Annotated in this window: 19 protein-coding genes; 14 read left to right on the top strand and 5 right to left on the bottom strand. The window is 67.5% G+C overall.

The genetic code is table 11. From position 1 onward, the window contains the following. The first annotated feature begins 118 nt into the window (after positions 1-118). The 9 genes from GC106_RS22795 (at position 119) to GC106_RS22755 (ending at position 8,800) form a co-directional block, all read left to right on the top strand. The gene (locus GC106_RS22795; protein ID WP_173134179.1) at positions 119-1,399 is read left to right on the top strand and encodes an ABC transporter substrate-binding protein; all 1,281 of its coding nucleotides are present in this window, start codon (positions 119-121) and stop codon (positions 1,397-1,399) included. After that, entirely contained in the window at positions 1,396-2,352 is a 957-nt protein-coding gene (locus tag GC106_RS22790) for a carbohydrate ABC transporter permease (RefSeq protein ID WP_173134177.1), read from the top strand. Before GC106_RS22795 ends, GC106_RS22790 begins: the two co-directional genes overlap by 4 nt. Then, complete coding sequence (locus GC106_RS22785; protein WP_173134175.1) at positions 2,349-3,179, top strand: carbohydrate ABC transporter permease; 831 nt, start codon at positions 2,349-2,351, stop codon at positions 3,177-3,179. Before GC106_RS22790 ends, GC106_RS22785 begins: the two co-directional genes overlap by 4 nt. 4 nt (positions 3,180-3,183) lie before the next feature. Further along, positions 3,184-3,717: a DUF624 domain-containing protein gene (locus tag GC106_RS22780; RefSeq protein WP_173134172.1), complete on the top strand. Its 534-nt coding sequence runs from the start codon at positions 3,184-3,186 to the stop codon at positions 3,715-3,717. Further along, positions 3,714-4,832, top strand: a complete 1,119-nt coding sequence (locus GC106_RS22775) for a Gfo/Idh/MocA family protein (RefSeq protein ID WP_312872790.1) — start codon at positions 3,714-3,716, stop codon at positions 4,830-4,832. Before GC106_RS22780 ends, GC106_RS22775 begins: the two co-directional genes overlap by 4 nt. Next, complete coding sequence (locus GC106_RS22770) at positions 4,820-5,749, top strand: DUF6807 domain-containing protein (protein ID WP_173134170.1); 930 nt, start codon at positions 4,820-4,822, stop codon at positions 5,747-5,749. The genes GC106_RS22775 and GC106_RS22770 overlap by 13 nt, the downstream gene beginning before the upstream one ends. After that, positions 5,749-6,999 carry a pectate lyase family protein gene (locus tag GC106_RS22765; RefSeq protein ID WP_173134167.1) on the top strand — a complete coding sequence of 417 codons (1,251 nt, stop codon included), beginning with the start codon at positions 5,749-5,751 and terminating at the stop codon, positions 6,997-6,999. The genes GC106_RS22770 and GC106_RS22765 overlap by 1 nt, the downstream gene beginning before the upstream one ends. A 279-nt stretch (positions 7,000-7,278) precedes the next feature. Beyond that, positions 7,279-7,863, top strand: coding sequence for a lytic polysaccharide monooxygenase auxiliary activity family 9 protein (locus GC106_RS22760; protein ID WP_173134269.1), 585 nt, complete (start codon positions 7,279-7,281; stop codon positions 7,861-7,863). Between the two features lie 163 nt (positions 7,864-8,026). Next, entirely contained in the window at positions 8,027-8,800 is a 774-nt protein-coding gene (locus GC106_RS22755) for a hypothetical protein (protein ID WP_173134165.1), read from the top strand. 51 nt (positions 8,801-8,851) lie between these two features. Here GC106_RS22755 and GC106_RS22750 read toward each other — a convergent pair whose 3' ends face one another. After that, the gene (locus GC106_RS22750; RefSeq protein ID WP_246366589.1) at positions 8,852-9,784 is read right to left on the bottom strand and encodes a pectate lyase family protein; all 933 of its coding nucleotides are present in this window, start codon (positions 9,782-9,784) and stop codon (positions 8,852-8,854) included. Between the two features lie 373 nt (positions 9,785-10,157). Here GC106_RS22750 and GC106_RS22745 point away from each other — a divergent pair, with 373 nt between their 5' ends. Next, positions 10,158-10,898 (top strand): class I SAM-dependent DNA methyltransferase, encoded by a 741-nt coding sequence (locus GC106_RS22745; RefSeq protein ID WP_173134160.1) that lies wholly within the window; start codon positions 10,158-10,160, stop codon positions 10,896-10,898. Here GC106_RS22745 and GC106_RS22740 read toward each other — a convergent pair. Together GC106_RS22740 and pdxR are read right to left on the bottom strand one after the other, a co-directional pair. Next, positions 10,895-11,764 carry a helix-turn-helix domain-containing protein gene (locus GC106_RS22740; RefSeq protein WP_173134157.1) on the bottom strand — a complete coding sequence of 290 codons (870 nt, stop codon included), beginning with the start codon at positions 11,762-11,764 and terminating at the stop codon, positions 10,895-10,897. The two genes, GC106_RS22745 and GC106_RS22740, sit on opposite strands and share 4 nt — an antisense overlap. 139 nt (positions 11,765-11,903) lie before the next feature. Further along, positions 11,904-13,406, bottom strand: a complete 1,503-nt coding sequence (pdxR, locus tag GC106_RS22735) for a MocR-like pyridoxine biosynthesis transcription factor PdxR (protein ID WP_173134154.1) — start codon at positions 13,404-13,406, stop codon at positions 11,904-11,906. A 252-nt stretch (positions 13,407-13,658) separates the two neighbouring features. On the opposite strand from pdxR, the gene GC106_RS22730 reads away from it, so the two are divergent. Then, a complete protein-coding gene (locus tag GC106_RS22730; RefSeq protein WP_173134151.1) occupies positions 13,659-15,458 on the top strand; it encodes an AfsR/SARP family transcriptional regulator in 1,800 nt (599 codons plus the stop codon). 30 nt (positions 15,459-15,488) lie between these two features. Next, on the top strand, positions 15,489-15,998 hold the full coding sequence (locus GC106_RS22725) for a flavin reductase family protein (RefSeq protein WP_173134148.1): 510 nt from the start codon (positions 15,489-15,491) through the stop codon (positions 15,996-15,998). 183 nt (positions 15,999-16,181) lie between these two features. Here the strand turns inward: GC106_RS22725 and GC106_RS22720 are convergent, their stop codons facing one another. Continuing rightward, positions 16,182-17,222 (bottom strand): methyltransferase, encoded by a 1,041-nt coding sequence (locus GC106_RS22720; RefSeq protein ID WP_173134145.1) that lies wholly within the window; start codon positions 17,220-17,222, stop codon positions 16,182-16,184. A gap of 197 nt (positions 17,223-17,419) precedes the next feature. Between GC106_RS22720 and wrbA the strand changes: the two genes are divergently transcribed. Then, complete coding sequence (gene wrbA / locus GC106_RS22715; protein ID WP_173134142.1) at positions 17,420-18,031, top strand: NAD(P)H:quinone oxidoreductase; 612 nt, start codon at positions 17,420-17,422, stop codon at positions 18,029-18,031. A 63-nt stretch (positions 18,032-18,094) separates the two neighbouring features. Here wrbA and GC106_RS22710 read toward each other — a convergent pair whose 3' ends face one another. Next, positions 18,095-19,267 carry an acyltransferase family protein gene (locus GC106_RS22710; RefSeq protein WP_173134139.1) on the bottom strand — a complete coding sequence of 391 codons (1,173 nt, stop codon included), beginning with the start codon at positions 19,265-19,267 and terminating at the stop codon, positions 18,095-18,097. 238 nt (positions 19,268-19,505) lie between these two features. On the opposite strand from GC106_RS22710, the gene GC106_RS22705 reads away from it, so the two are divergent. Next, the gene (locus GC106_RS22705) at positions 19,506-20,741 is read left to right on the top strand and encodes an acyl-CoA dehydrogenase family protein (RefSeq protein WP_173134137.1); all 1,236 of its coding nucleotides are present in this window, start codon (positions 19,506-19,508) and stop codon (positions 20,739-20,741) included. Positions 20,742-20,761 lie beyond the last annotated feature (20 nt).

The raw sequence follows: 20,761 nt of genomic DNA, 5'->3' as shown, positions 1-20,761 counted from the left end.
TGTCGTCAAACCCTGTTTTTCCGCGAACTTCTGACCGTTGACACAAGATGGACGGCACTCTACGGTTCACGGTCACACGTGAGTTTTCAGAAAACCTGCAAACCTGGGAGTGGTCGGGATGGGTGCTGGGAGACTCAGGCGAGGGACCGCGATCGCTGCCCTGGCGGTGTCGTTGGCGGCGTGCGGCTCGCAGCCCGGCGGTGCGGGCGGCGGCGGTGACGTGACGATCTCGTTCGCCTGGTGGGGAAGTGACGGCAGGGCCACGATCACCAAACAGGCGGTCGAGCTGTTCCAGCAGAAGAACCCCAACATCAAGGTGCAGACGACGTTCTCGGCGTACGCGGCCTACTGGGAGAAGGTCGCGACGCAGACCGCGGGCGGCAACCCGCCGGACGTGATGACCGTCGACACCAGGTATCTCTCGGAGTACGGCGAACGCAAGGTGTTGCTCGACTTGAACGAGGGTGCGGGCAAACAGGTCTCGCTGGCCGACGTGAACCCGGAACTGGCGAACACCGGCGTGATCGGCGGCAAGCGGTTCGCGGTGCCGTGGGCGCAGAACGCCTCCTCGTTGGTCTACGACCCGGCGCCGTACCAGGCGGCCGGTGCGGACCCGAGCCAGCCGATGACCTGGGAGCAGTTCCGTGCCGCGGCCGAGAAGGTCAGCGCCGCCAACGGGTTCCAGGTCCGCGGGGTGACCGACTTCGGCATGATCGACAGTGCCCTGGAGATCTGGCTGCGGCAGCGCGGGAAGGGCATGTTCACCCCGGACGGCAAACTCGGGTTCGGCGCCGCGGAGCTCAAGGAGTACTGGGAGCTGGCGAGCCGGTTCCGCACGACGAAGGCGGCGACCGAGGCCGAGGTGACGGCGTCGTACAACACCTCGCCGGAGCAGGCCCCGCTGGGCAAGAAGCTGACCGCCGCCGAATTCGCCTACGACAGCGTCTATCCCGGATTCCAGAAGGCGAACGGCAAGGACCTGCGGGTCGCGCCGTACCCGAGTGACGACCCGGCCAACACGGGGCAGTACCGCCGCCCGTCGATGTTCCTCGCCGTGTCGGCCCGTGGCAAGCAGCAGGAGGCGTCGGCCAAGCTGGTGAACTTCCTGATCAACGACCCCGAGGCGGGCAAGATCCTCGGCGCGGACCGCGGGCTGCCGCCGAACCTGAAGATCCGCGCGCAGCTCGCGGGCGAGGCCAAGGGCACCGACAAGGTGATCTACGACTACGAGGCGGCGATCGAGCCCAAGCTCGGCCCGGCACCCGCGGTGCCGCCCAAGGGAGCCGGTGCCATCCAGAAGTTGCTGCAACGCACCTATGAGGAGATCGCCTTCGGCCGGCTGAGCGTCGACGACGCGGTCAGCAGGTTCATGTCGGAAGCCCAGAAGGACCTGCAGTGACGGTTCTCAAGACGCCGCCGTCCTCTGCCACCGCGGCGCCGGCCCCACGGAAACCCCGTGGGGCCGGGCGGCGCCGGGAGCACCAGCGTGAGGCGTACGTCTTCCTGACTCCCTGGCTGCTCGGCGCGATCGGGCTCACGGTCGGCCCGATGATCGTCTCGCTCTACCTGTCCTTCACCGAGTACGACCTGTTCACCGAGCCGCGCTGGGTCGGCTTCGAGAACTTCGTGCGCATGTTCACCGAGGACGACCGCTACCTGCAGTCGGTCAAGGTGACCCTGCTGTACGTCCTGGTCGCGGTGCCGATGAAGATGATCGTGTCCCTGCTGGTCGCGATGGTGCTCAACACCCGCGCCGGCTCCAACGGCTTCTACCGGTCGGCTTTCTACGCGCCGTCGCTGCTCGGCGCGAGCGTGGCCGCGGCGCTGGTGTGGCGGGCGATGTTCACCGAAGGCGGCACGGTCAACGAGCTGCTCGACGGGATCGGCCTGAACACCCCGAGCTGGGTGGACGACCCGTCGTACACGATCTGGTCGGTCATCCTGCTGGCGGTGTGGCAGTTCGGCGCGCCCATGGTGATCTTCCTGGCCGGGCTCAAGCAGATCCCGCGCGAGCTCTACGAAGCGGCCGAAGTGGACGGTGCCAGCCCGGTGCGCAAGTTCTGGCACATCACGCTGCCGATGCTGTCCCCGGTGATCTTCTTCAACCTGGTGCTCGAGGCGATCCACGCGTTCCAGGTCTTCACCCCGGCGTTCGTGATCGGCGGCGGGCGCGGCGGCCCGGCCGACTCGGCGCTGGTCTACACGTTGTACCTCTACCAGGCCGGATTCGAGGACTTCGAGATGGGTTACGCCTCCGCGATGGCCTGGGTGCTGCTCGTGGTGATCGCGATCGTGACCGCCGTGATCTTCCGCAGCGCACGGCTCTGGGTGTTCTACGGAGACAAGTCATGAGGGCCAAGACCGTGCTGTGGCACGTGCTCTGCCTCGCCGCGGTCGCGGTGGTGCTGTACCCGCTGATCTGGCTCGCGTTCGCGTCGGTCAAGCCACCGTCGGAAGTGCTGTCCAGCCTGAACCTGCTGCCCAGCCGCTTGGTGCTGGACGGGTACCGGCAGGGCTGGGAGGGCGCGGCGGGCATCGGGTTCGGCACGTTCTTCATGAACTCGTTCGTCGTCGCCGTCGCGTCCGTCGTGGCCAACGTGTTGTCGTGCACGCTCGCGGCGTACGCCTTCGCGCGCCTGCGGTTCCGGTTCTCCGGCCCGTTGTTCGCGTTCATGATCGCGACGTTGATGCTGCCGCACCACGTCACGCTGATCCCGCAGTACGTGATCTTCCAGCAGGCCGGGATGGTCAACACGTTCGTCCCGCTGATCCTGCCGAAACTGCTGGCCACCGAGGCGTTTTTCGTGTTCCTGATCGTGCAGTTCATGCGCGGCATCCCGCGCGAGCTGGACGAGGCCGCGACCATCGACGGCTGCGGCGTCTACAAGACGTTCTGGCACGTGGTGCTGCCGCTGGCCAAACCGGCGCTGGTGACCACGTCGATCTTCACGTTCATCTGGACCTGGAACGACTTCTTCACGCAGATGGTGTACCTCAACGACGCCGAGAAGTTCACCGTCCCGTTGGGACTTCGGCTGTTCGTGGACACCAGCAGCCAGTCCAACTTCGGCGCGATGTTCGCCATGTCGGCGCTGGCGCTGGTGCCGATCGTGCTGTTCTTCCTGGTCTTCCAACGACTTCTGGTCGAGGGCGTGAGCACCAGCGGACTGAAGGGGTGACGGGATGTGGCGTGAGCGGTTGACCGAGTTCTCCGACTGCCTCCAGCTTGGCCTGCTGGTGTGTGTGGCCTCGATCCCCGTGGTCACCATCGGCCCGGCGTTCGCCGCCGGATGCCGTCTGGTCAGCAGGTGGCGCGACGGCGAGTCGCCGCGGATGCTCCCGGCCTTCCGTGACGAGTTCGTCCGGCAGTTGCGCGGAGGGATTCCCTTCACGGCAGGTGTTGTCGTGCTGGCCTTGGTGCTGAGCGTGGACATGGCGTTGCTGGAGGCCGGATTGCCCGGTGGTGAGTTCTTCTCGGTGGCGTTCCCTGTCCTGTTGGTGGCGTTGATGGTCGTGGCGTTGCGGACCTGTTCCGTGGTCGACGACCGGTGGATGTCCGCGCTGCGCACCGCGATGCGGCTGAGCACGGACGTCCGCGGCTCCGCGTTGCTGGCCGGTGCGGTCGTCACCGCCGGCGCACTGGTGTGGATGCAGCCGTTGATGCTGTTGCTGGTGGCCGGTCCGGTGACGCTGGCCGCGGTCGGGACGATCCGGTGAAGCGGCCACGCGTGGTGGTGGCCGGGATGACCGGGTACGCGGAAGTGCACCTGCGCCGGGCCCGTGCGATGCACGACTCGTCGGAAATCGTTCTGGCAGGGGCCTGTGACGTGCGGGAGACCGTGCCGGAGACGGCCAGTCTGCTGCCGCCCGACGCCGCTGTCCGCCGTGACCTGCGTGATCTGATCGACGAGACGACACCGGACATCGTCGTGGTGGCGACCCCGCCGCACGCGCACCTGCCCGTGGCCCTCACGGCCGTCTCGGCGGGATGCCATGTGCTGGTGGAGAAGCCGCCCGTACTCGGGCTTGACGCGTTCGAGCGGCTCGCCGCGGCAGCGCACCGGAGGCGCGTGCAGGTCCAGACCGGCTTCCAGAGCTTCGGGTCGATGGCGTTGCACGCCCTTCGCGCCGCCGTCGAAACCCAGGCGATCGGCATGCTCACCGGCGTCGGCACGGCCGGTGCGTGGATTCGTCGCGACGCCTACTACCAGCGCAATTCCTGGGCGGGCCGTCGTCGGCTCAACGGCGAGTTCGTGGTGGACGGCTCGTTGACCAATCCCTTCGCCCACGCCATCGCCACGGCGTTGCTCGTGGCGGGGAAAGCGGACGTGTTGCCGACCCGGGTGGAGACCGAGCTCTTCCAGGCGCGGCAGATCGAGGCCGACGACACCGCGTGCGCCCGGGTGACGTTCGCGAACGGCCTGGAGGTCGTCGCCGCGGCGACACTGTGCACCGAGCAGGAGTTCGAGCCGTATGTGGTGTTGCACGGCACGCGGGGAAAGGCCCGCTGGTGGTATCGGTCCAACGCCTTGGAGATCAACGGTGAACGTGTGCCCGCCGGGACGCCCATCGACCTGCTGCGCAACCTCGTGATGCACGTCAGGGACAAGACGCCGTTGGTCGCGCCGCTGAGCCAGACCCGCGCCTTCACCGCGTTCGTCCAGGCGGTGCGGGACCATCCTGGGCCAAGGCGGGTCGCCGCCGACTGGGTGTACTCGGTCGACACCGGACTGGAACGCCGGTACGTCATCGACCGGGCCGACAAGTTCGTGGAGTCGGCCGCGGAAAGCATGGCGTTGTTCTCGGAACTGGGTGTGCCATGGGCGATCTGATGCGGCTGATCGCCGACAACGGCTACGTCCGGGTGGCCGCCGGTGACGTGGAACTGGCCGAGTACGTGGTGGAACCGGGTGTTCCGCAGTCCGATTCACCGAAGCCGTATCTCCATCCACTTCGGACGACAACGGGCGATGTGGTCAGCGCGATCCGGCCGCACGACCACACCTGGCACAACGGCCTGCAGTTCACCGCGGCGAACCTGTCCGGGGAGAACTTCTGGGGCGGCCGGACGTTCGTGCGTGGCCAGGGCTACACCCCGCTGGACAACAACGGCTCGATCAGGCACGTGCGCTGGCATCGCGCCGAGTGCGCCGACGACCGGGTGGAGCTGGGGCACCGCCTGGAATGGCAGACCAGGGCGGGGGAGTGCTGGCTGATCGAGGACCGGTCGATCGAAGTGGCCGAAGTGGACCCGGTCGACGGATCTTGGCTGCTCACGTGGAGAACGCGGCTGCACAACACGAGCGGACGTGAACTGCGCTGGGGCAGTCCGGTGACCGAAGGCCGCCCGACCGCGGGCTACGGCGGCCTGTTCTGGCGCGGGCCGCGTTCGTTCATCGGTGGCGAGGCGGTCACCTCGTCGGGAGTGCACGGTGAAGAGGCGATGGGGTCCCGGTCATCGTGGTTGTCCTTCACCGGCCAGCACGACGTCAGCCTCCGGCATTCCACCGTGGTCTTCGTCGACTGCCCGGACAACGTCCGCTATCCGACGCCGTGGTACGTCCGCACGGCACCGTTTCCCGTGGTCAGCTTCGCGGTCACGTTCCACGAGCCGCTGTTGCTCGAACCCGATGGGCGGCTGAGCCTGACCCATCACGCGATCATCGCCGACGGCCGGTGGGACTCCGGGCGGATCGACGAGTACATCGGTCATCGCATCACTCCTCGGTGGAGCAAGGAGGAAGCCTAATGCTGTTGGCGAAGCTGTTACCGATGGTGGTGGCGGCGGGCGTGGTGTCCGCCGCGCCGGCCGGCGCGGACTTCGAGAACCTCGGCCGTGAGGTACTGGGTCCCCGTGACGGCTGGGCGGCGGGCACGACCGGCGGTTCGGCGGCGACCCGCGACCACGTGTACTTCGTGGACAGTCGCTCGGAACTCGTGGCGGCGCTCGCCGGGAACGAGTCGAAGATCATCTACGTGCGCGGGACGATCGAGGGCAACGCGGACGACAACGACCGCCCGCTGTCCTGCGCGGACTACGCCGATCCCGGCTACAGCCTCCAGGCCTACCTGACGCAGTACGACCCGGCCACGTGGGGCAGGGTCGAGCCGTCCGGGCCGTTGGAGGACGCACGTGCCCGGTCGCAGGCCAATCAGGCCCGCCGGGTCGTGGTCCCGGTCAGTTCGAACACGACGATCGTCGGTCTCGGCGACGACGCCACGTTGCACGGACTGACGTTGCGGGCGTCCAACGTGGACAACGTGATCATCCGCAACCTGCGGTTCGAGGACGCGTACGACTGTTTCCCGCAGTGGGACCCGCTGGACGGCGACACCGGCAACTGGAACTCCGAGTACGACAACCTCGTGCTGGCCGGAGCGACGCATGTGTGGGTGGACCGCAGCGAGTTCAGCGACGGCGGCAACACCACTCAGCCGACATACTTCGGCCGCAAGTACGAGGTGCACGACGGCCTGCTCGACGTGGTCAACGGCGCCGACCTGGTGACCCTGTCGTACAACCACTTCCACGACCACGACAAGTCACTGCTGATCGGCAACACCGACCGGCCGACCTACGACGTGGGCAAGCTGCGTGTGACGTTGCACCACAACCTCTTCGAGAACCTCGGCTCCCGCGCGCCTCGTGTCCGCTATGGACAGCTTCACGTGTACAACAACCTCTACGTGATCCCCGGAGAGTACGAGTACTCGTGGGGTGTCGGCGTCGAGTCGAAGATCTACGCGGAGAACAACTTCTTCCAAACCCGCCAGGACCCGAGCCTGATCGCGAAGTGGTGGAAGGGAACCGTGCTGCACGCCACCGGCACACTGGTGAACGGGCGGCCCGTCGACGTGGTGGCGGCGCACAACGCGGCGTTCGATCCGGACCTGGGCACCGATGTCGGGTGGACGCCGACGCTCGTTCCCCGGCTGGACCGGACCATCGATGTGCCACGGCAGGTGCGGGCGAAGGCAGGCGTCGGCCGCAACTGGTGAGCCCCATACCCGGACGACCACCCCGCTCCTCGTGAGTGTTTATCGGTGTTCTAACCCTGATAAACACTCACGAGGGTCTCGGGGTATTTGGTCCAGACCAAATAGTCCCGAGGTCAGGCCTTCACAGGGTGTGCGGCACTGGCTACAGTAGGAGTCTGGGAGCGCTCCCAGCCTTTCCCTGCAAGTGCACCCCTCAAGGAGGAGGACAACGTGCACAACCAGTTAGGCCGACGTGTGCTCACAGTGGTGAGTGCGATCGGCGTGCTGTTCGCCACGCTGATGAGCGGGACGGCGAGCGCCCATGGTTCGACCACTGACCCGCCGTCACGCAACTACGGCTGCTGGGCCCGCTGGGGCAGTGACTTCCAGAACCCGGAGATGGCGACCAAGGACCCGATGTGCTGGCAGGCCTGGCAACACGACACGAACGCGATGTGGAACTGGAACGGCCTGTACCGCGAGAACGTGGGCGGCAACCACCAGGGCACCATCCCGAACGGACAGCTGTGCAGCGGCGGGCGCACCGGGGACGGACGGTACAACTCCCTCGACGCCGTCGGCGCGTGGCAGATGGCGAACAAGAGCAACAGGTTCACGCTGACCGTCACCGACCAGGCCAGGCACGGCGCCGACTACCTCTACGTCTACGTGACCAGGCAGGGGTTCAACCCGCTGACGCAGCCCTTGGGGTGGAACAACCTGGAGCTGGTCGCCCAGACGGGCAAGCTCGCGCCCGCCGGCACGTACCAGGTCAACGTGAACGCGGGATCGAGGTCCGGCCGGCACGTCGTGTACACGATCTGGCAGGCCAGTCACATGGACCAGTCCTACTACTTCTGCAGTGACGTGAACTTCACCGGATGATTTCGATGTTAACGTGAACCGGCGGGATCGGTTCACTCGTGTCTGATGCGGGGGCCGGCAACTGGTCCGGCCGGCCCCCGGTCAGGCGGCCAACCGTGGCGCCGGATGTACCGGCGTGCCGTACCTGACGCTGCCGAAGTCCCGACAGCAGTGAGGTATCGATATGTCACAAGCACACGCCCGTCCGCAGCGTGCCAAACGGCGCCTCGTGTGGATCGGGTTGCTCAGCGCGGGCGCCATGTCCGCGCTCGCCGTCGCCGCGCTGGCCTCGAGTGGTGAATCCGAAGCTCCGCAGGTACAGGGCATCGTCTGCCCAAGCCCGGCGCTGCCCGCGGTGCCGGCGGCGGCGCGGGCCGAAGTGGACCGTGAACTGGCGAATCTGGACAAGCAGGTGGCCGAAGCGAATACGCGGCTGGCGAACTCGGTGGGGCAGGGTGGGCCGAACTTCGTGCAGAACGCGATTCTGGGGCCGTTGGCCGGTAAGCGGACCGCGGCACTGGACCGGATCGCGATCGCGATCGGCCGGGCCGACGGTGCGCGTCCGGAAGGGCTGGAGCAGTTCGCGACCTGTGGGCTGGGCCAGGCGCCCCCAGTGACATCCTCGCCGACACCGCCTCCGGCGTCGTCTGCGACGTCAGGAGCACAGCCCGCAGGCAACAGCATCGTGTGCCCGGAGCCGGTTCTGCCTGACGTTCCGGCCGCCGCGCAGGCCGAGGTGGAGCGGGAGTTGGCGAATCTGGACAAGCAGGTGGCCGAAGCGAATACGCGGCTGGCGAACTCGGTGGGGCAGGGTGGGCCGAACTTCGTGCAGAACGCGATTCTGGGGCCGTTGGCCGGTAAGCGGACCGCGGCACTGGAGCGGATCGCGATCGCGATCGGCCGGGCCGGGGAAAGGCCGGCAGGACTCGGCCAGTTCGCCACGTGTGAACTGGGCTGAGCGTTGAGGGCTCGTGGGTGCGCGCTCACCCACGAGCCCGAGGCGCCCGCGTCAGATCCGGCCGGTACCGGCACCACTGGAGACGCTCGACTTCACCGACGAGGCGGAGTCGAGCGTGTAGGAGTAAGGGATGCTCCGCACGCTGCCACCGGCGTCTCCGCTGCCGGAGTTGACGAAGTGGTTGTTGCGCGCGACCAGACTGCCCGCGGGCGAGCTGCCCTCACCGCGGTGGAAGGGGTCCTCGGTGTTCTCGAAGTAGTTGCCTTCCACGAGCACACCGGCCTCCATTGTGGAGGCGACGCCGTAGCTTCCGATGCTGGCGTAGTAGTTGTTGTACACGTGCACCGGGTTGCCGAACCGGACCCGCGGGTGGCGCTGGTTGGTGCCGGCGAACCAGTTGTGGTGGTAGGTCACGCGCAGCTTGCCACGGTCCTCGCCGCCGTTGCTGTCGCTGTGCCCCAACAGCATTGTCTTGTCGTGGTCGATGAACTTGTTCCACGAGACCGTGACGTAGTCCGAGGCGCGCTTGACGTCCACGGCTCCGTCGTTGCCGTTGGAGAACTGGTTGTGGTCGATCCAGACCCGCGTCGAGTACTGCACGTTGATGGCGTCGTCCGACCAGCCGCGGAAGTTGATGTTCCGCACGATCACGTTCGAGGCGTTGGCGATGTTCAGCCCGCCGCCGGTGATCGCCGCGGTGGAACCGACGCCGATCAGGGTCTTGTTCGACGCGACCTTCTGCATGCCCGAGATCGCGATCGACCCGGACACGCGGATGACCGCGGGGCTCGACGACTGCATGGCCGAGATCAACGCGGACGAACTGGTCACCGTGACAGGCGACGCGTTGCCGCCGCCGGTGGTGCCGCCGCCTTGCGTGGCCCATCCGGCCAGGTCGAACGGTGCCGCCGAAGCCGGCTGCGGGGCAAGCACTGTGCCCGCGGCCAGCAGTACGCCGATCACGCCGGCGCGCACTGTCTTCATTGACATCGTGTTCCTTCCGTTGGGCGGAGAACCGCCCTGCTGCAGGGGAGAGACGGAAAGCGCTTTCCGACCTTTGACGGTAGCAGGCTGAACCGTGCTGTCAACCGTGTACCGCTGTCCTAAGTAGCCGTGTAAGGCCTTTCAGAATGCTTTGGTGGCAGGCGGTTACGCCTTTTCGAAGGTCGTGGGTGCGATGGGCGGCGAAGCCCCTGTGATGGCCGGAGGTGACCACCATGGAGATTCTTCGTGCCGGGACCTGCCGCGTGCCTGCCGGACGCACGGATGCCGGGGCGGAGGCCTTGCCGGTCGGCCGGGTGAGCGGATCGGCAGGCCGTGCCCACGTCTTGTGCGGACGGAACGATAGTGTTCACGGGTGATCGGTGAAGACGGGTACTTCGGCGAGGGTGTGGCACGGAGGTACGACGAGTCGTCGTCGGACATGTTCCTGCCTGGCATCGTGGACACGGCGGTCGACGTCCTCGAGGACTTGGCGGCAGGCGGGACGGCTCTGGAGCTCGGCATCGGGACCGGCCGGATCGCGCTGCCGTTGTCGCAGCGCGGGGTCAAGGTGCGCGGGATCGACCTGTCCAGGGCGATGGTGGCCCGGCTGCACGCCAAACCCGGTGGCGGCGCGATCGACGTGACCATCGGCGACTTCTCCACCACCCAGGTGCCGGACACGTTCTCGCTCGTCTACAGCGTGTTCAACACCATCACCAACCTGACCTCGCAGGAAGCGCAGGTCGCGTGCTTCCGCAACGTGGCGCGGCACCTGGCGCCGGGCGGGCGGTTCGTGGTGGAGGTCGAGGTGCCGGAGATCCGCAAGCTGCCGCCCGGGCACAGGATCGTTCCGCTGTACACCAGTCCGACGCAGTGGGCGTTCGACGTGTACGACACCGCCACCCAGTCGATGACCTCGAACTACATCGAGGTCGTCGACGGGCGCGGGGAGAACCAGTCGATCCCGTTCCGGTACGTGTGGCCGTCGGAACTCGACCTGATGGCGCGACTGGCCGGGCTCAGGCTGTTCCAGCGCTGGGGCGGCTGGACCCGGCACGCGTTCACGCACGAGAGCACCAAGCACGTGTCGGTCTACGAGAAGGCCGAGGACTAAGCACTCCGCAGAGCCGGGGTTACGGCGGGCGCGTCCTGGACCCAGGTCACCGGGTCGGTGCGACGGCGTAGCGCGTCGACGAACCGCAGCACCGCGGTCACGACGGCTCGTTGGTGCCTGGGCGATGGGCTTGCCTTGGCCATGCCCAAGGCAAGCGTCGTGATGTCCAGCCAGTCGAAGCCGGGCATGACGACGTGCGCACGCAGGTGCGGGTGGGCCGTGAGCACGGCCTGGACCTCGGGCCGTTCGTACACGGTGGGATCGGCGCTGATCAGGTGGATCGCCGAGCCGTGCCGGGCGAGGACGTGCGAGATGAACGTCGCGACCTCGTCGTCGTGCACGACGGGCAACCGTCGGCTGGGCACGGCCGGTTCACCGGCGACACGCACCGCGAGAACGCGATGCTTGGTGTGGATGCCGACGACGTCGACGACGCGGCCGGGCAGAGCAGGGCTCAACGGCAGCCGGAACTCCGCTGGTGCCTCGGATCGGTAACCCCAACGGCGCCAGGCGCGAGCGACCGTGCCGTTGGACGCGCCCACCTCGGCGGCGAGCGACCGGGTCGACCAACGGCGCCATGCCTGACCGTTCGGCGAGGTGATCAGCGTGCGCAGCAACAGTTCCACGTCATCGATCGCCTGTGGGCGGCCCTGGCGCGGCCGGTCACGCAACCCGTCCACGCCTTCGTCGCGGTACCGCTGGCACCACGCTGTCACGGTGGAACGAGTGGTCCGCAGGCGGCGTGCGATCTCGGCGAGCGGCATGCCGTCGGAGGCCATCAGCACCATTGCCGCCCGGTTCGCGTGGGGACCGGACTGGGCGGACCACTCGCGCAACTGCTCGATGTCGTCATCCCGGATGTCCATGACATCAACGTAGGACTGGCGCCCGGGCGGCCATAGTGCCAACGGTCGCCTCCGGACGGTGCCAACCGGGATTGGTACCACACGACCCTCTCCGATGGACCTGTCCCGCCGCACGGGCAGGTGCCACCCTGAAGTCGTGCTACCCGAGGACCTTCATCAGTCGCCGCACCGCGGGTGCGATGGCGGGCTCACCGACGGCCGCGTAACCGAGTACGACGCCGCTGAGGTCGCGTTGCCCGGCGTAGTAGCGGTCGATGCTGTGCAGCGAAAGGGAAGCAGGCCCGGCGCGGTCCGCGAGCGTGTTCTCGTCGACGGGATGGTCGGTCAGGCACGCCAGGAAACTGCCGCCGCTCTTGTCCTCGCGAAGGGTCAGCCAGTCCGCGCTTTCCCCGCGCAGTGCGGTGAGCAGCGTCTCACGGCGGCTCGCGGACACATCACGCACGCGGCGCAGGTAGCGCGGGAAGTACTGGTAGTTGATGAAATCCGCCAGCACGTGCTGGATCAGCGCGGACACGCCGCTGCCCGACTGCCAGAGCACCGCGCTGATCGGGTCGACCAGCGACTCGGGCAGCACGCAGTAGCCGGCGCGGACCTCGGGGAACAACAGGTTGCGGAACGTGCCCGCGTAGATCACCTGGCCGTTGGTGTCCTGCGTCTGCAGGGGCGGCGGGGCGTCGGGGGAGAGGAACGGCGCCTCGGTGTCCAGTTCCACGATCCACGAGTTGTTGCGGTTCGCCCACTCCAGCAGTTCCCTGCGGCGCCGCGCGGACATGGCAGTGCCGAGCGGGAGTTGCCGCGTCGGCGACACGATCGCCATCCGCGCGTCCGGACCGGCGCTGACCACAAGCCCTTCCTCGTCGATCGGCACCGGGTGGATTCGCTGGCCGTGCCACGTCGCCACGGCACGCGCCTCGATGGTGCCCGGTTCCTCCAGCCACACCGGATCACCCGGCTCCAGCAGCGAACGCACCACCAGGTCCAGCGCGTTCTCCGCGCCACGCGTGACGACGATCTGTTCGGCACGGCACCGTACGCCACGCATGAGGCCCAGGTACGCCGCGATCGCCTCGCGAAGTGGTGCGAAGCCAAGCGTTTCGCAGTCGCTGAGCAACCGGACCGGCGGCTTACGCAGGCGGTTGGCCGTCAACCGGCCCCATAGCGCGGACGGGAACACGTCCAGCGGCGGCATCCCCACCGCGAACGGCCGGTTGCAGGCACTGCGGTCGATCAGGTGACCCGGGCCGTTCGCGATCGCCGCCCGTGCCCGGTCCGACAATGCGTCACACCGCGCCGGGCTCGGCGGAGCGGCCTGTCCCCTCGGTGGTGCGAGCACAATTGTTCCGGCGCCCGGCGCGCCGTCAATACAATTGTCCTCACGTAACCGCTGGTATGCCAACAACACGGTATTCCGGGATATTCCCAATTCGTCGGCCAATGTCCGTGACGCGGGCAGTCGTGTTCCCGGTGCGAATTGGCGGCGTACCACGATGAGGTCGCGCAGTTGCGTGTACAGCTGCTGATACATCGGCTCATGGCTGTCGCGGTCGAGCAGGAGACCCCAGCCGGGCGTGCTCGCCGGGCCCGTCAACACGTCGTCCCACGTCGCCAGTTCGTCGGGGCCCACGGCCGTCTCCACTGTCATACGTCGAGCGAACCACCGCTGAGCTGCGAGCATGCCCGGACCCGGCGCCGCGGGCGGTACTTGGTCAAGTCGGTGCGGGCAATACGTGCGAAGACTTGTGACACACCGCTGGACAGGCACTTATCGCACACCGGACATGGCGTGAGAAACCGCTGGTGAACGCTGTTTCAAAAAAGCGAAAGAGTGGCCGGCCCTGAATTGCCGGATAGGCTTTCAATACCGAAAGAAGGCCGGAACAAGATGGGGGAAACCATGTGGTTTCGTGTGCTCGGGCCGCTCGACGTGTCGGTCGACTGGGAGCCGGTCCAGGTGGGCAAGAACCGTCAGCTGACGGTGCTCGCCGTTCTGCTGATGGAGGTCAACAAGACCGTTTCGGTCGGCCGGCTGATCGAGGCCGTGTGGAGCGGCTGCGCGCCGAAAACCGCCGCGGAGCAGATCCAGACATGCATCTGGCGGCTGCGCCGCGCGTTCGTCAACGCGGGCGCGGGCAGCGGCCTGATCGAGACGACCGCGTCCGGCTACTCGCTCAGGCTGGCCGCCGACAAGATCGACACCGGGGTCTTCGAGACCTGGGTGAGCCAGGCGCGGGCGATCGCCGGCGCCGGGGACCACACCGAGGCCATCGCGGTGTACCGCAAGGCATTACGGCTGTTCCGCGGCCCGGTGCTGGCCGAGGTGGACAGCCCGATGGTGCGCACGGCGGCGGCGAAGTGGGAGGAGCGGATGCTGTCAGTCCTGGAGGACTGCGTGGAGCTGGAGCTGAAGTCCGGACTGGACTCCCAACTGGTGCCCGAGCTGACCGTGCTGGTCGAGCAGAACCCGTTGCGGGAGCGGCTGCGCTGGCAGCTGATGCTCGCACTGCACCGCAGCGACCGCCGGGCCGACGCGCTGGCGGTCTACCGGGAAGGCCGCAGCGTGCTGGTCGACGAGCTCGGTGTCGAGCCTGGCCGCAAACTGCAGGAGCTGCACCACAAGATCCTCAACGGTGAACTGCCCGCGCAGGCCGCTCCGGTGGCCGCGGCGGCGGTTCGTGTTCCCGCGCAACTGCTCGCCGACGCACCGGACTTCGTCGAACGCCGGGAGTACACCAAGGAAATCCGGCGGGTGCTCACCGCGCCCGACGCGACCGGCGTGCGAATCGCCGCACTGCTCGGCCGGTGCGGTGTCGGCAAGTCGGCGTTGGCACTGCACGTCGCCCACCAGATGCGTGACCGGTTCCCGGACGGCCAGCTCTACGCCGAACTCGGCGCGTCCCGCTGCACGCCTGCGGGTATCGGCGAAATCGCGTGCGGTTTCCTTCGCGCACTGGGTGTTTCGGACGCTCGTATCCCGGCCGACCCGGACGAGCGGGCGGCGATGTACCGCAGCCTGCTGGCCACGCGCAAGGTCCTGGTGGTTCTCGACGACGTGGTGGACGCCCGTCAGGTCCGTCCGTTGCTGCCGGGCGGGCCGGGGTCGGCGGTGCTGATGACCAGCCGTACCACCGTGACCGACCTGGCAGGCGTCAATCCCGTCGAGGTCGACGCGTTCAGCGACGCGGAGGCGATCGAGTTGTTCACGTCGATCGTCGGACCCGTCCGGGTCGACGCCGAGCCGGACGCGATGCGCGAGATCCTGCGGCTGGCCGGCAACCTGCCCCTGTTGGTGCGTGCCGCCGGAGCGCGGCTCGCGGCCCGGCCGCACCTGCGGCTCGGCCACCTGGCGACCCGGCTGCGGGACCCTCGCCGACGGCTGGACGAGTTCTCGCACGGCGCCCTCGACGTGCGGGAAAGCCTGGCGGCCACAGTGAACGGACTGCCCGCCGAGGCGAAGCGCCTGTGGCGCGCGCTGAGCAAGCTGCCGGTGGACAGCTTCGACGCGTGGATGGCCGCCGTGGACACCGGCGGTTCCGTGCAGGCCGCCGAACGGCTGCTCGACCTTCTCGTCGACCGCAGGCTCGTCGACATCGTCGGCGTCGACGACCGCGGCAACGTCCGCTACCGCATGCACGAAGTGATCGCGCTGTACGCGACCGAACTGTCCCAGCCGGCTCCGGAAAGCCGCGCCGCGTGAACACCCCTACCTGGAGAAAGGTGATCAGTCATGCGTGACCAGGCCACAGAGCAACTGCTGGACACCAGGCGGTTCCGTGACGTCCTCGGCCGGTTCGCCACCGGTGTCGTGGCCGTCACCGGTATCGACCCGCGGACCGACCGGCCCGTCGGGCTCGCGGTCAACTCGTTCACGTCGGTGTCCCTGGATCCGCCGCTGGTGGCATTCTGCGTGGCGCACACCAGTACCAGCTGGCCGGCCGTGCGGACCTCGGACCGGTACTGCCTGAACATCCTTGGCGACGACCAGCGCCAGGTCACGGCGCAGATCGCCGCCAAGGGAGGCGACAAGTTCCGGGGGGTGGACTGGTTCTCGTCGCCGGGCGGGATGCCGGTGCTGCCAGGGTCGCTGGCCTGGCTGGAGTGTTCGCTGTTCGCCGAGCACCTGGCCGGGGACCACGTGATCGTGGTGGCTCGGGTGCACCACGCCGAGTTCGGTGCGGGTGTCCGGCCGATGGTGTTCTTCGGCAGCAAGTACGGGACGTTCAGCGCCCCCCAGTAGGCCGTGTCCACCGTTCCGGCACCCCGAAATACACATTCCAGCACCGTGAAATCCCCGCCGGCTGGTTCGCGCGGGGATTTCACCGTGCCGGAACGGCGAACACGCGGTGCCGGAACGGCGAACACGCGGTGCCGGAACGGTGGACACGCGGTGCCGGAACGGTGGACACGCGGTGCCGCGGTGTTACTTGACGCCGCTGATCACGCCGTGCGGGGTCCACGTGTCGCCGGGCAGGCGCTCCACGTTGCCGAAGCCGACCTCGGTCAGCCACTTCTCGTACTGGCCCCACGGGTAGATCGTGCTGCCGCTGGCGGTGATGGTCGTGAAGTACAGGTTGTCCAGTGCCGCGTAGAGCGGGCCGTCACCCGTGTCGTCCGACATCACGTTGAAGATCAGCACCCGGCCGCCCTCGTCCAGGGCGTCGTAGGCCTTGCGCAGCAACGAAAGGTTCTCCTCCGGCGACCAGATCACCAGCTGGTTGGCGAACAGGACCGCGTCGTAGCCCTTCGGGTACGTGTCCGCGAAGATGTCGGCCTCGGCCACGTCGATCCGGTCGGTCAGGCCGTTGTCCGCGATCTTCTTCTTCGCGATCGCCACCGCACCGGGCAGGTCCAGCACCGTGAACTCCACGCCCTCGTTGGCCTGGGCCAGCTGGATCGCGTTGACGCCGTCGCCGCCGCCGACGTCGAGCACGCGGCGGACACCGTCCAGATCGGCCTTGGCGACCAGGATCGGGTTCGACAGGCGCGACCAGGACCGCATGCACTGGTAGAACAGTTGCTCGAGGTGCGGCGTCGCGGGCAGCCGGTGGTACAGGTCGGTTCCCTCGCCTTCGAAGTGGCGCAGGCCGACGTTCGTGTTCTGCCGCAACGACTCCACCAGATCACCTTGCGGCGCGTAGACGAACTTCGCCTCGAAGGTGATCAGGTCGGTCATGATCTCCCACTCGTTGGTGGTGAACATGGTGTCGATCAGTTCCGCGTTGCGGTACCGGCCGTCCCGCATCGTCGTCAGCTTCAGGGCGGTCGCGCCCAGCAGCAGCACGTCCACCGGCCGCCGGGCGAGGCCGAGCGCCTCGCTGATCTCGTCGCCGGTCAGGCCCGGCCGCTCGTTCAGCAGCCTGAACAGGCCCAGTTCGTTCCCGGCGTTGAGCACCTGGAAGGCCGCGGCCCCGAACAGGGTGCCGACAAAGTCGTTCCTGGTGAGCCGGTTGTCGTTGACCACTGGAGATCTCCATCCTTCCGGGTGAGGCTTCGCTCCCGATCGTGTCGAGCGGCCACCGCGTGTGGTAGACGTAGTTGACGTTGTTCCCGCACTTAACGAGATCCGGCCGTGTTGCGCGCTGAACACCGGCCGTGTGGCGAACCGATCGATACGGTTGCCGGAGTATCTTCTTTCCAACTTCGGTAGGGGTTGTGGTCATGAGTCCTCGGATCGCGGTCGTGTACTACTCGGCGACCGGCAACGTGCACGCGACGGCGGAGGCCATCGCGGAAGGCGCGGCGGACGCCGGGGCGGACGTGCGCCTCCGGCGGGTCGCCGAGACGGCCCCCGACAAGGCCGTCGACAAGAACCCGGACTGGCGGGCGCACCTCAACGCCACCGCCTCCATCCCGGAGGCCACGTTGGACGACCTGACGTGGGCCGACGGCTACGCGTTCGGCACGCCGACCCGGTACGGCAACATCGCCGCGCAGCTCAAGGCGTTCATCGACACCACCGGTGGCGTCTGGGAAGGCGGCCACCTGGCCAACAAGCCGGTCACCGGGTTCACCAGCACCGGTGAGCGGCACGGCGGCCAGGAATCGACGCTGCTCTCGCTGTACAACGTGATGTACCACTGGGGTTCCATCATCGTCCCGACCGGTTACGTCGACTACGACATCATCCACGCCGCGGGCGGAAACCCTTACGGTGTCAGCCACATCGCCGAGCACGGGCTGCCGGGCAAGGAGACGATCGTCGCCGCCAAGTTCCAGGGCGGCAGGCTGGCCAGGATCACCGAGCTGCTGACCGCGCTGCGCGCGGCCTGAAACCCCTGACACCTGTGAGTGCGCGGCCGGGGAACCGGCCGCGCACTCACAGGTGTCCTGGTCTTAGACAGTCGCGACTTGCTTGACGCGGGGCCGCGGCTTGCTGAACCGGCGCATGATCGGTCGTTCGACCAGCGCGTACAGCAACCAGGCCGCGAACACGCACATCCCCAGTGATACCGCGATGATCCCCAGAGCGGCCGGGACGTCCCAGGTCTGGAACGTGCCCGCGGACATCGGTCCGTGCATCAGCACCAACAGATGCACCATGTAGAACGCGAACGAGATCTCCCCGAGCCACACGGCGACGCGGTTGCGGAACGGGGACCGGTGGCCCTGCACGTCGGCCACCGCGCCGGCGGCGACGATGAGCGCGAGCGGGAGCGCACACGGCAGCACCATGCCGTAGACGTCAGGCAGCGTGATGGTGAGGGCATAACCCGGGATGAGCAGGAGCAGTGCCTTGCCGAGGCTGAGCGGAATCCACCGGCCGGTGAGCACGATCCTGGCCATCACGATGCCGAGCAGGAACTCCGGGATACGGGTGATCGGCAGCGTGTAGACGAACCAGTACTTGTACCACGGGATCGGGTAGTACGAGATGTTCGGCTGGTCGGGGAACACCTGCGCGATCACCGCGATGAGCCCGATCGACGCGACCAGGATCCCGGCCCAGAGCCACAGCCGCTCCGGCCGGATCCGGTTCACCAGCGGCAGGAGCACCGGGAACGACAGGTAGAACACCAGCTCGGCGCACAGCGACCAGCTCACGCCGTTGGCGTAGAACGCGGCGCTCTCCTGCGGGATGAACGCCTGCACGAGCAGGACCGACGGGAAAGTGTCCACAAGGGTCACTGTGCCCGCCGCGGCCATGAAGCCCAGCGCGATGACCATGGTGACGAAGTGGTTCGGGTAGATCTTCACCAGGCGGCGCCGCCAGAACGCGCGCCTGGTGTCGTTGGCACGCGCGGTCCACGTGAGCACGAAACCACTGAGGATGAAGAAGAACGAGACACCGACAAAACCAAGCTGGGAGACGAACTTCGGCAGCGCGTCGCTGATCCCCTGCGCGCTGAATATCCGGGAGTCGGCCACATGGCACAGAAACACCATCAGGGCTGCGGCGAAACGCATGCCGGTCAGCGATGGCAGCCGTGAATGGACGCGCGGGTCGATGGTCTGCACGGTCTTCCCCCTCAGTGCGCGAACGCGGACGACGAACGGAATCGCGGACATAACTCCTGGTGCACGGGCATGGATCGCTCCTGGAAGTGCGGCGGTATCGAGTTGATCGCCACGCTATGGACGGCCGGTCTCACCGCACTCTCCGCGCCCGCGCGCCGACTTGGACAAGTAACCCGGCCGACTTGCGGAAGTAGGTGGCCCGCTTGACGCGAAACGGTTTCGCCCGCCTGCCCGGCGATACCGTCGGGACAGATTTCCGCGACTCGTCAGTTTTGACTAGGAGGGGCTTGTGACCACCACTCAGCAACCGCCCGCACGGGCCGAGGCGGGCCCCCGGCCGGAGTGGGCGACGCGGCCCACCACGCCGGAGGGGTGGATCGAGCGCGCTCGCCAGGTAGGGCAGATCCTGGCCGCCGACGACGCCGAGCGTGACGCGGCGAACAAGACGCCGTACAGCGAGATCACCCTGATCAAGGAATCCGGTCTGGCCGGTCTGCTGCTGCCCGCCGAGCACGGCGGCGGTGGCCTGGAGTGGCCGACGGCGTACAAGGTGATCAAGGAAGTGTCCTTCGGCGACGGCTCGATCGGGCATCTGCTGGGCTACCACTACATGTGGAACTGGGTGCCCGCGGCCATCGGCACGCCCGAGCAGACCGCGCGGCTCGAGGCCGAGTCCGCCCGTGGCAACTGGATCATGGCCGGTGCGGTCAACGCGCGTGACAAGGACGTCGTCGTCCGTGACGAGGGCGATCACCTTGTGTTCAACGGAAAGAAGACGTTCTCCACCGGGGTGAAGGTCTCCGACCGCACGGTGATCGAAGGTGTGCTCGAAGGCACCGACACGCACGTGGTCGCGATCGTGCCGACCGACCAGCCCGGCCTGGTGAAGCTGGACAACTGGGACAACATGGGGCAGCGCCTGACCGAGAGCGGCGGCGTGAACCTCAACGACATCCGCGTCCCGTGGAGCGACGCACTGGGATTCGTGGACAAGAAGTTCCAGCCACGGCCGTACGGCACCATGAACGTGCCGACCGGTCAGGTCATCTTCGCCAGCTTCTGGCTCGGCATCGCCAAACGCGCGCTGCACGAGGCGTCCGAGTACACCCGTACCAAGGGAACGGCGTGGGGCGGTTACGAACGGACCGTCGACGAGCCGCGCGTGCTGGACATCATCGGTGACCTCACCGCGAAGCTGTGGGCCGTCGAGGCGCTCGTCGACCAGGTCGCCGAGGAAGGCCTTCCGCTGCACCGCGACCCGTACGGCGTGACCGAGCGGATGCGTGGCGAGTACAAGATCCGCACCGCCGCGGTGAAGATCGCCGCCGACTCGGTCGTCCTCGAGATCACCAACCGGATGTTCGAGGTGACCGGCGCCCGGTCCACCGCCAGCAAGTACGGCTACGACCGGTTCTGGCGCAACGTCCGCACGCACACCGTGCACGACCCGGTGCCGTACCAGCGCCAGGAGATCGGCGCCTTCCAGTTGCGCGACGAGGTCCCCACCCCCGGCTGGTACTCCTGATCGTCTACTTCGGAACAAAG

The sequence above is a fragment of the Kibdelosporangium persicum genome, assembly GCF_013280595.1.
Lineage (GTDB): Bacteria > Actinomycetota > Actinomycetes > Mycobacteriales > Pseudonocardiaceae > Kibdelosporangium > Kibdelosporangium persicum.
Note: the sequence above shows the minus strand (reverse complement) of the source record. Positions and strands in the feature narration are given on the sequence as shown.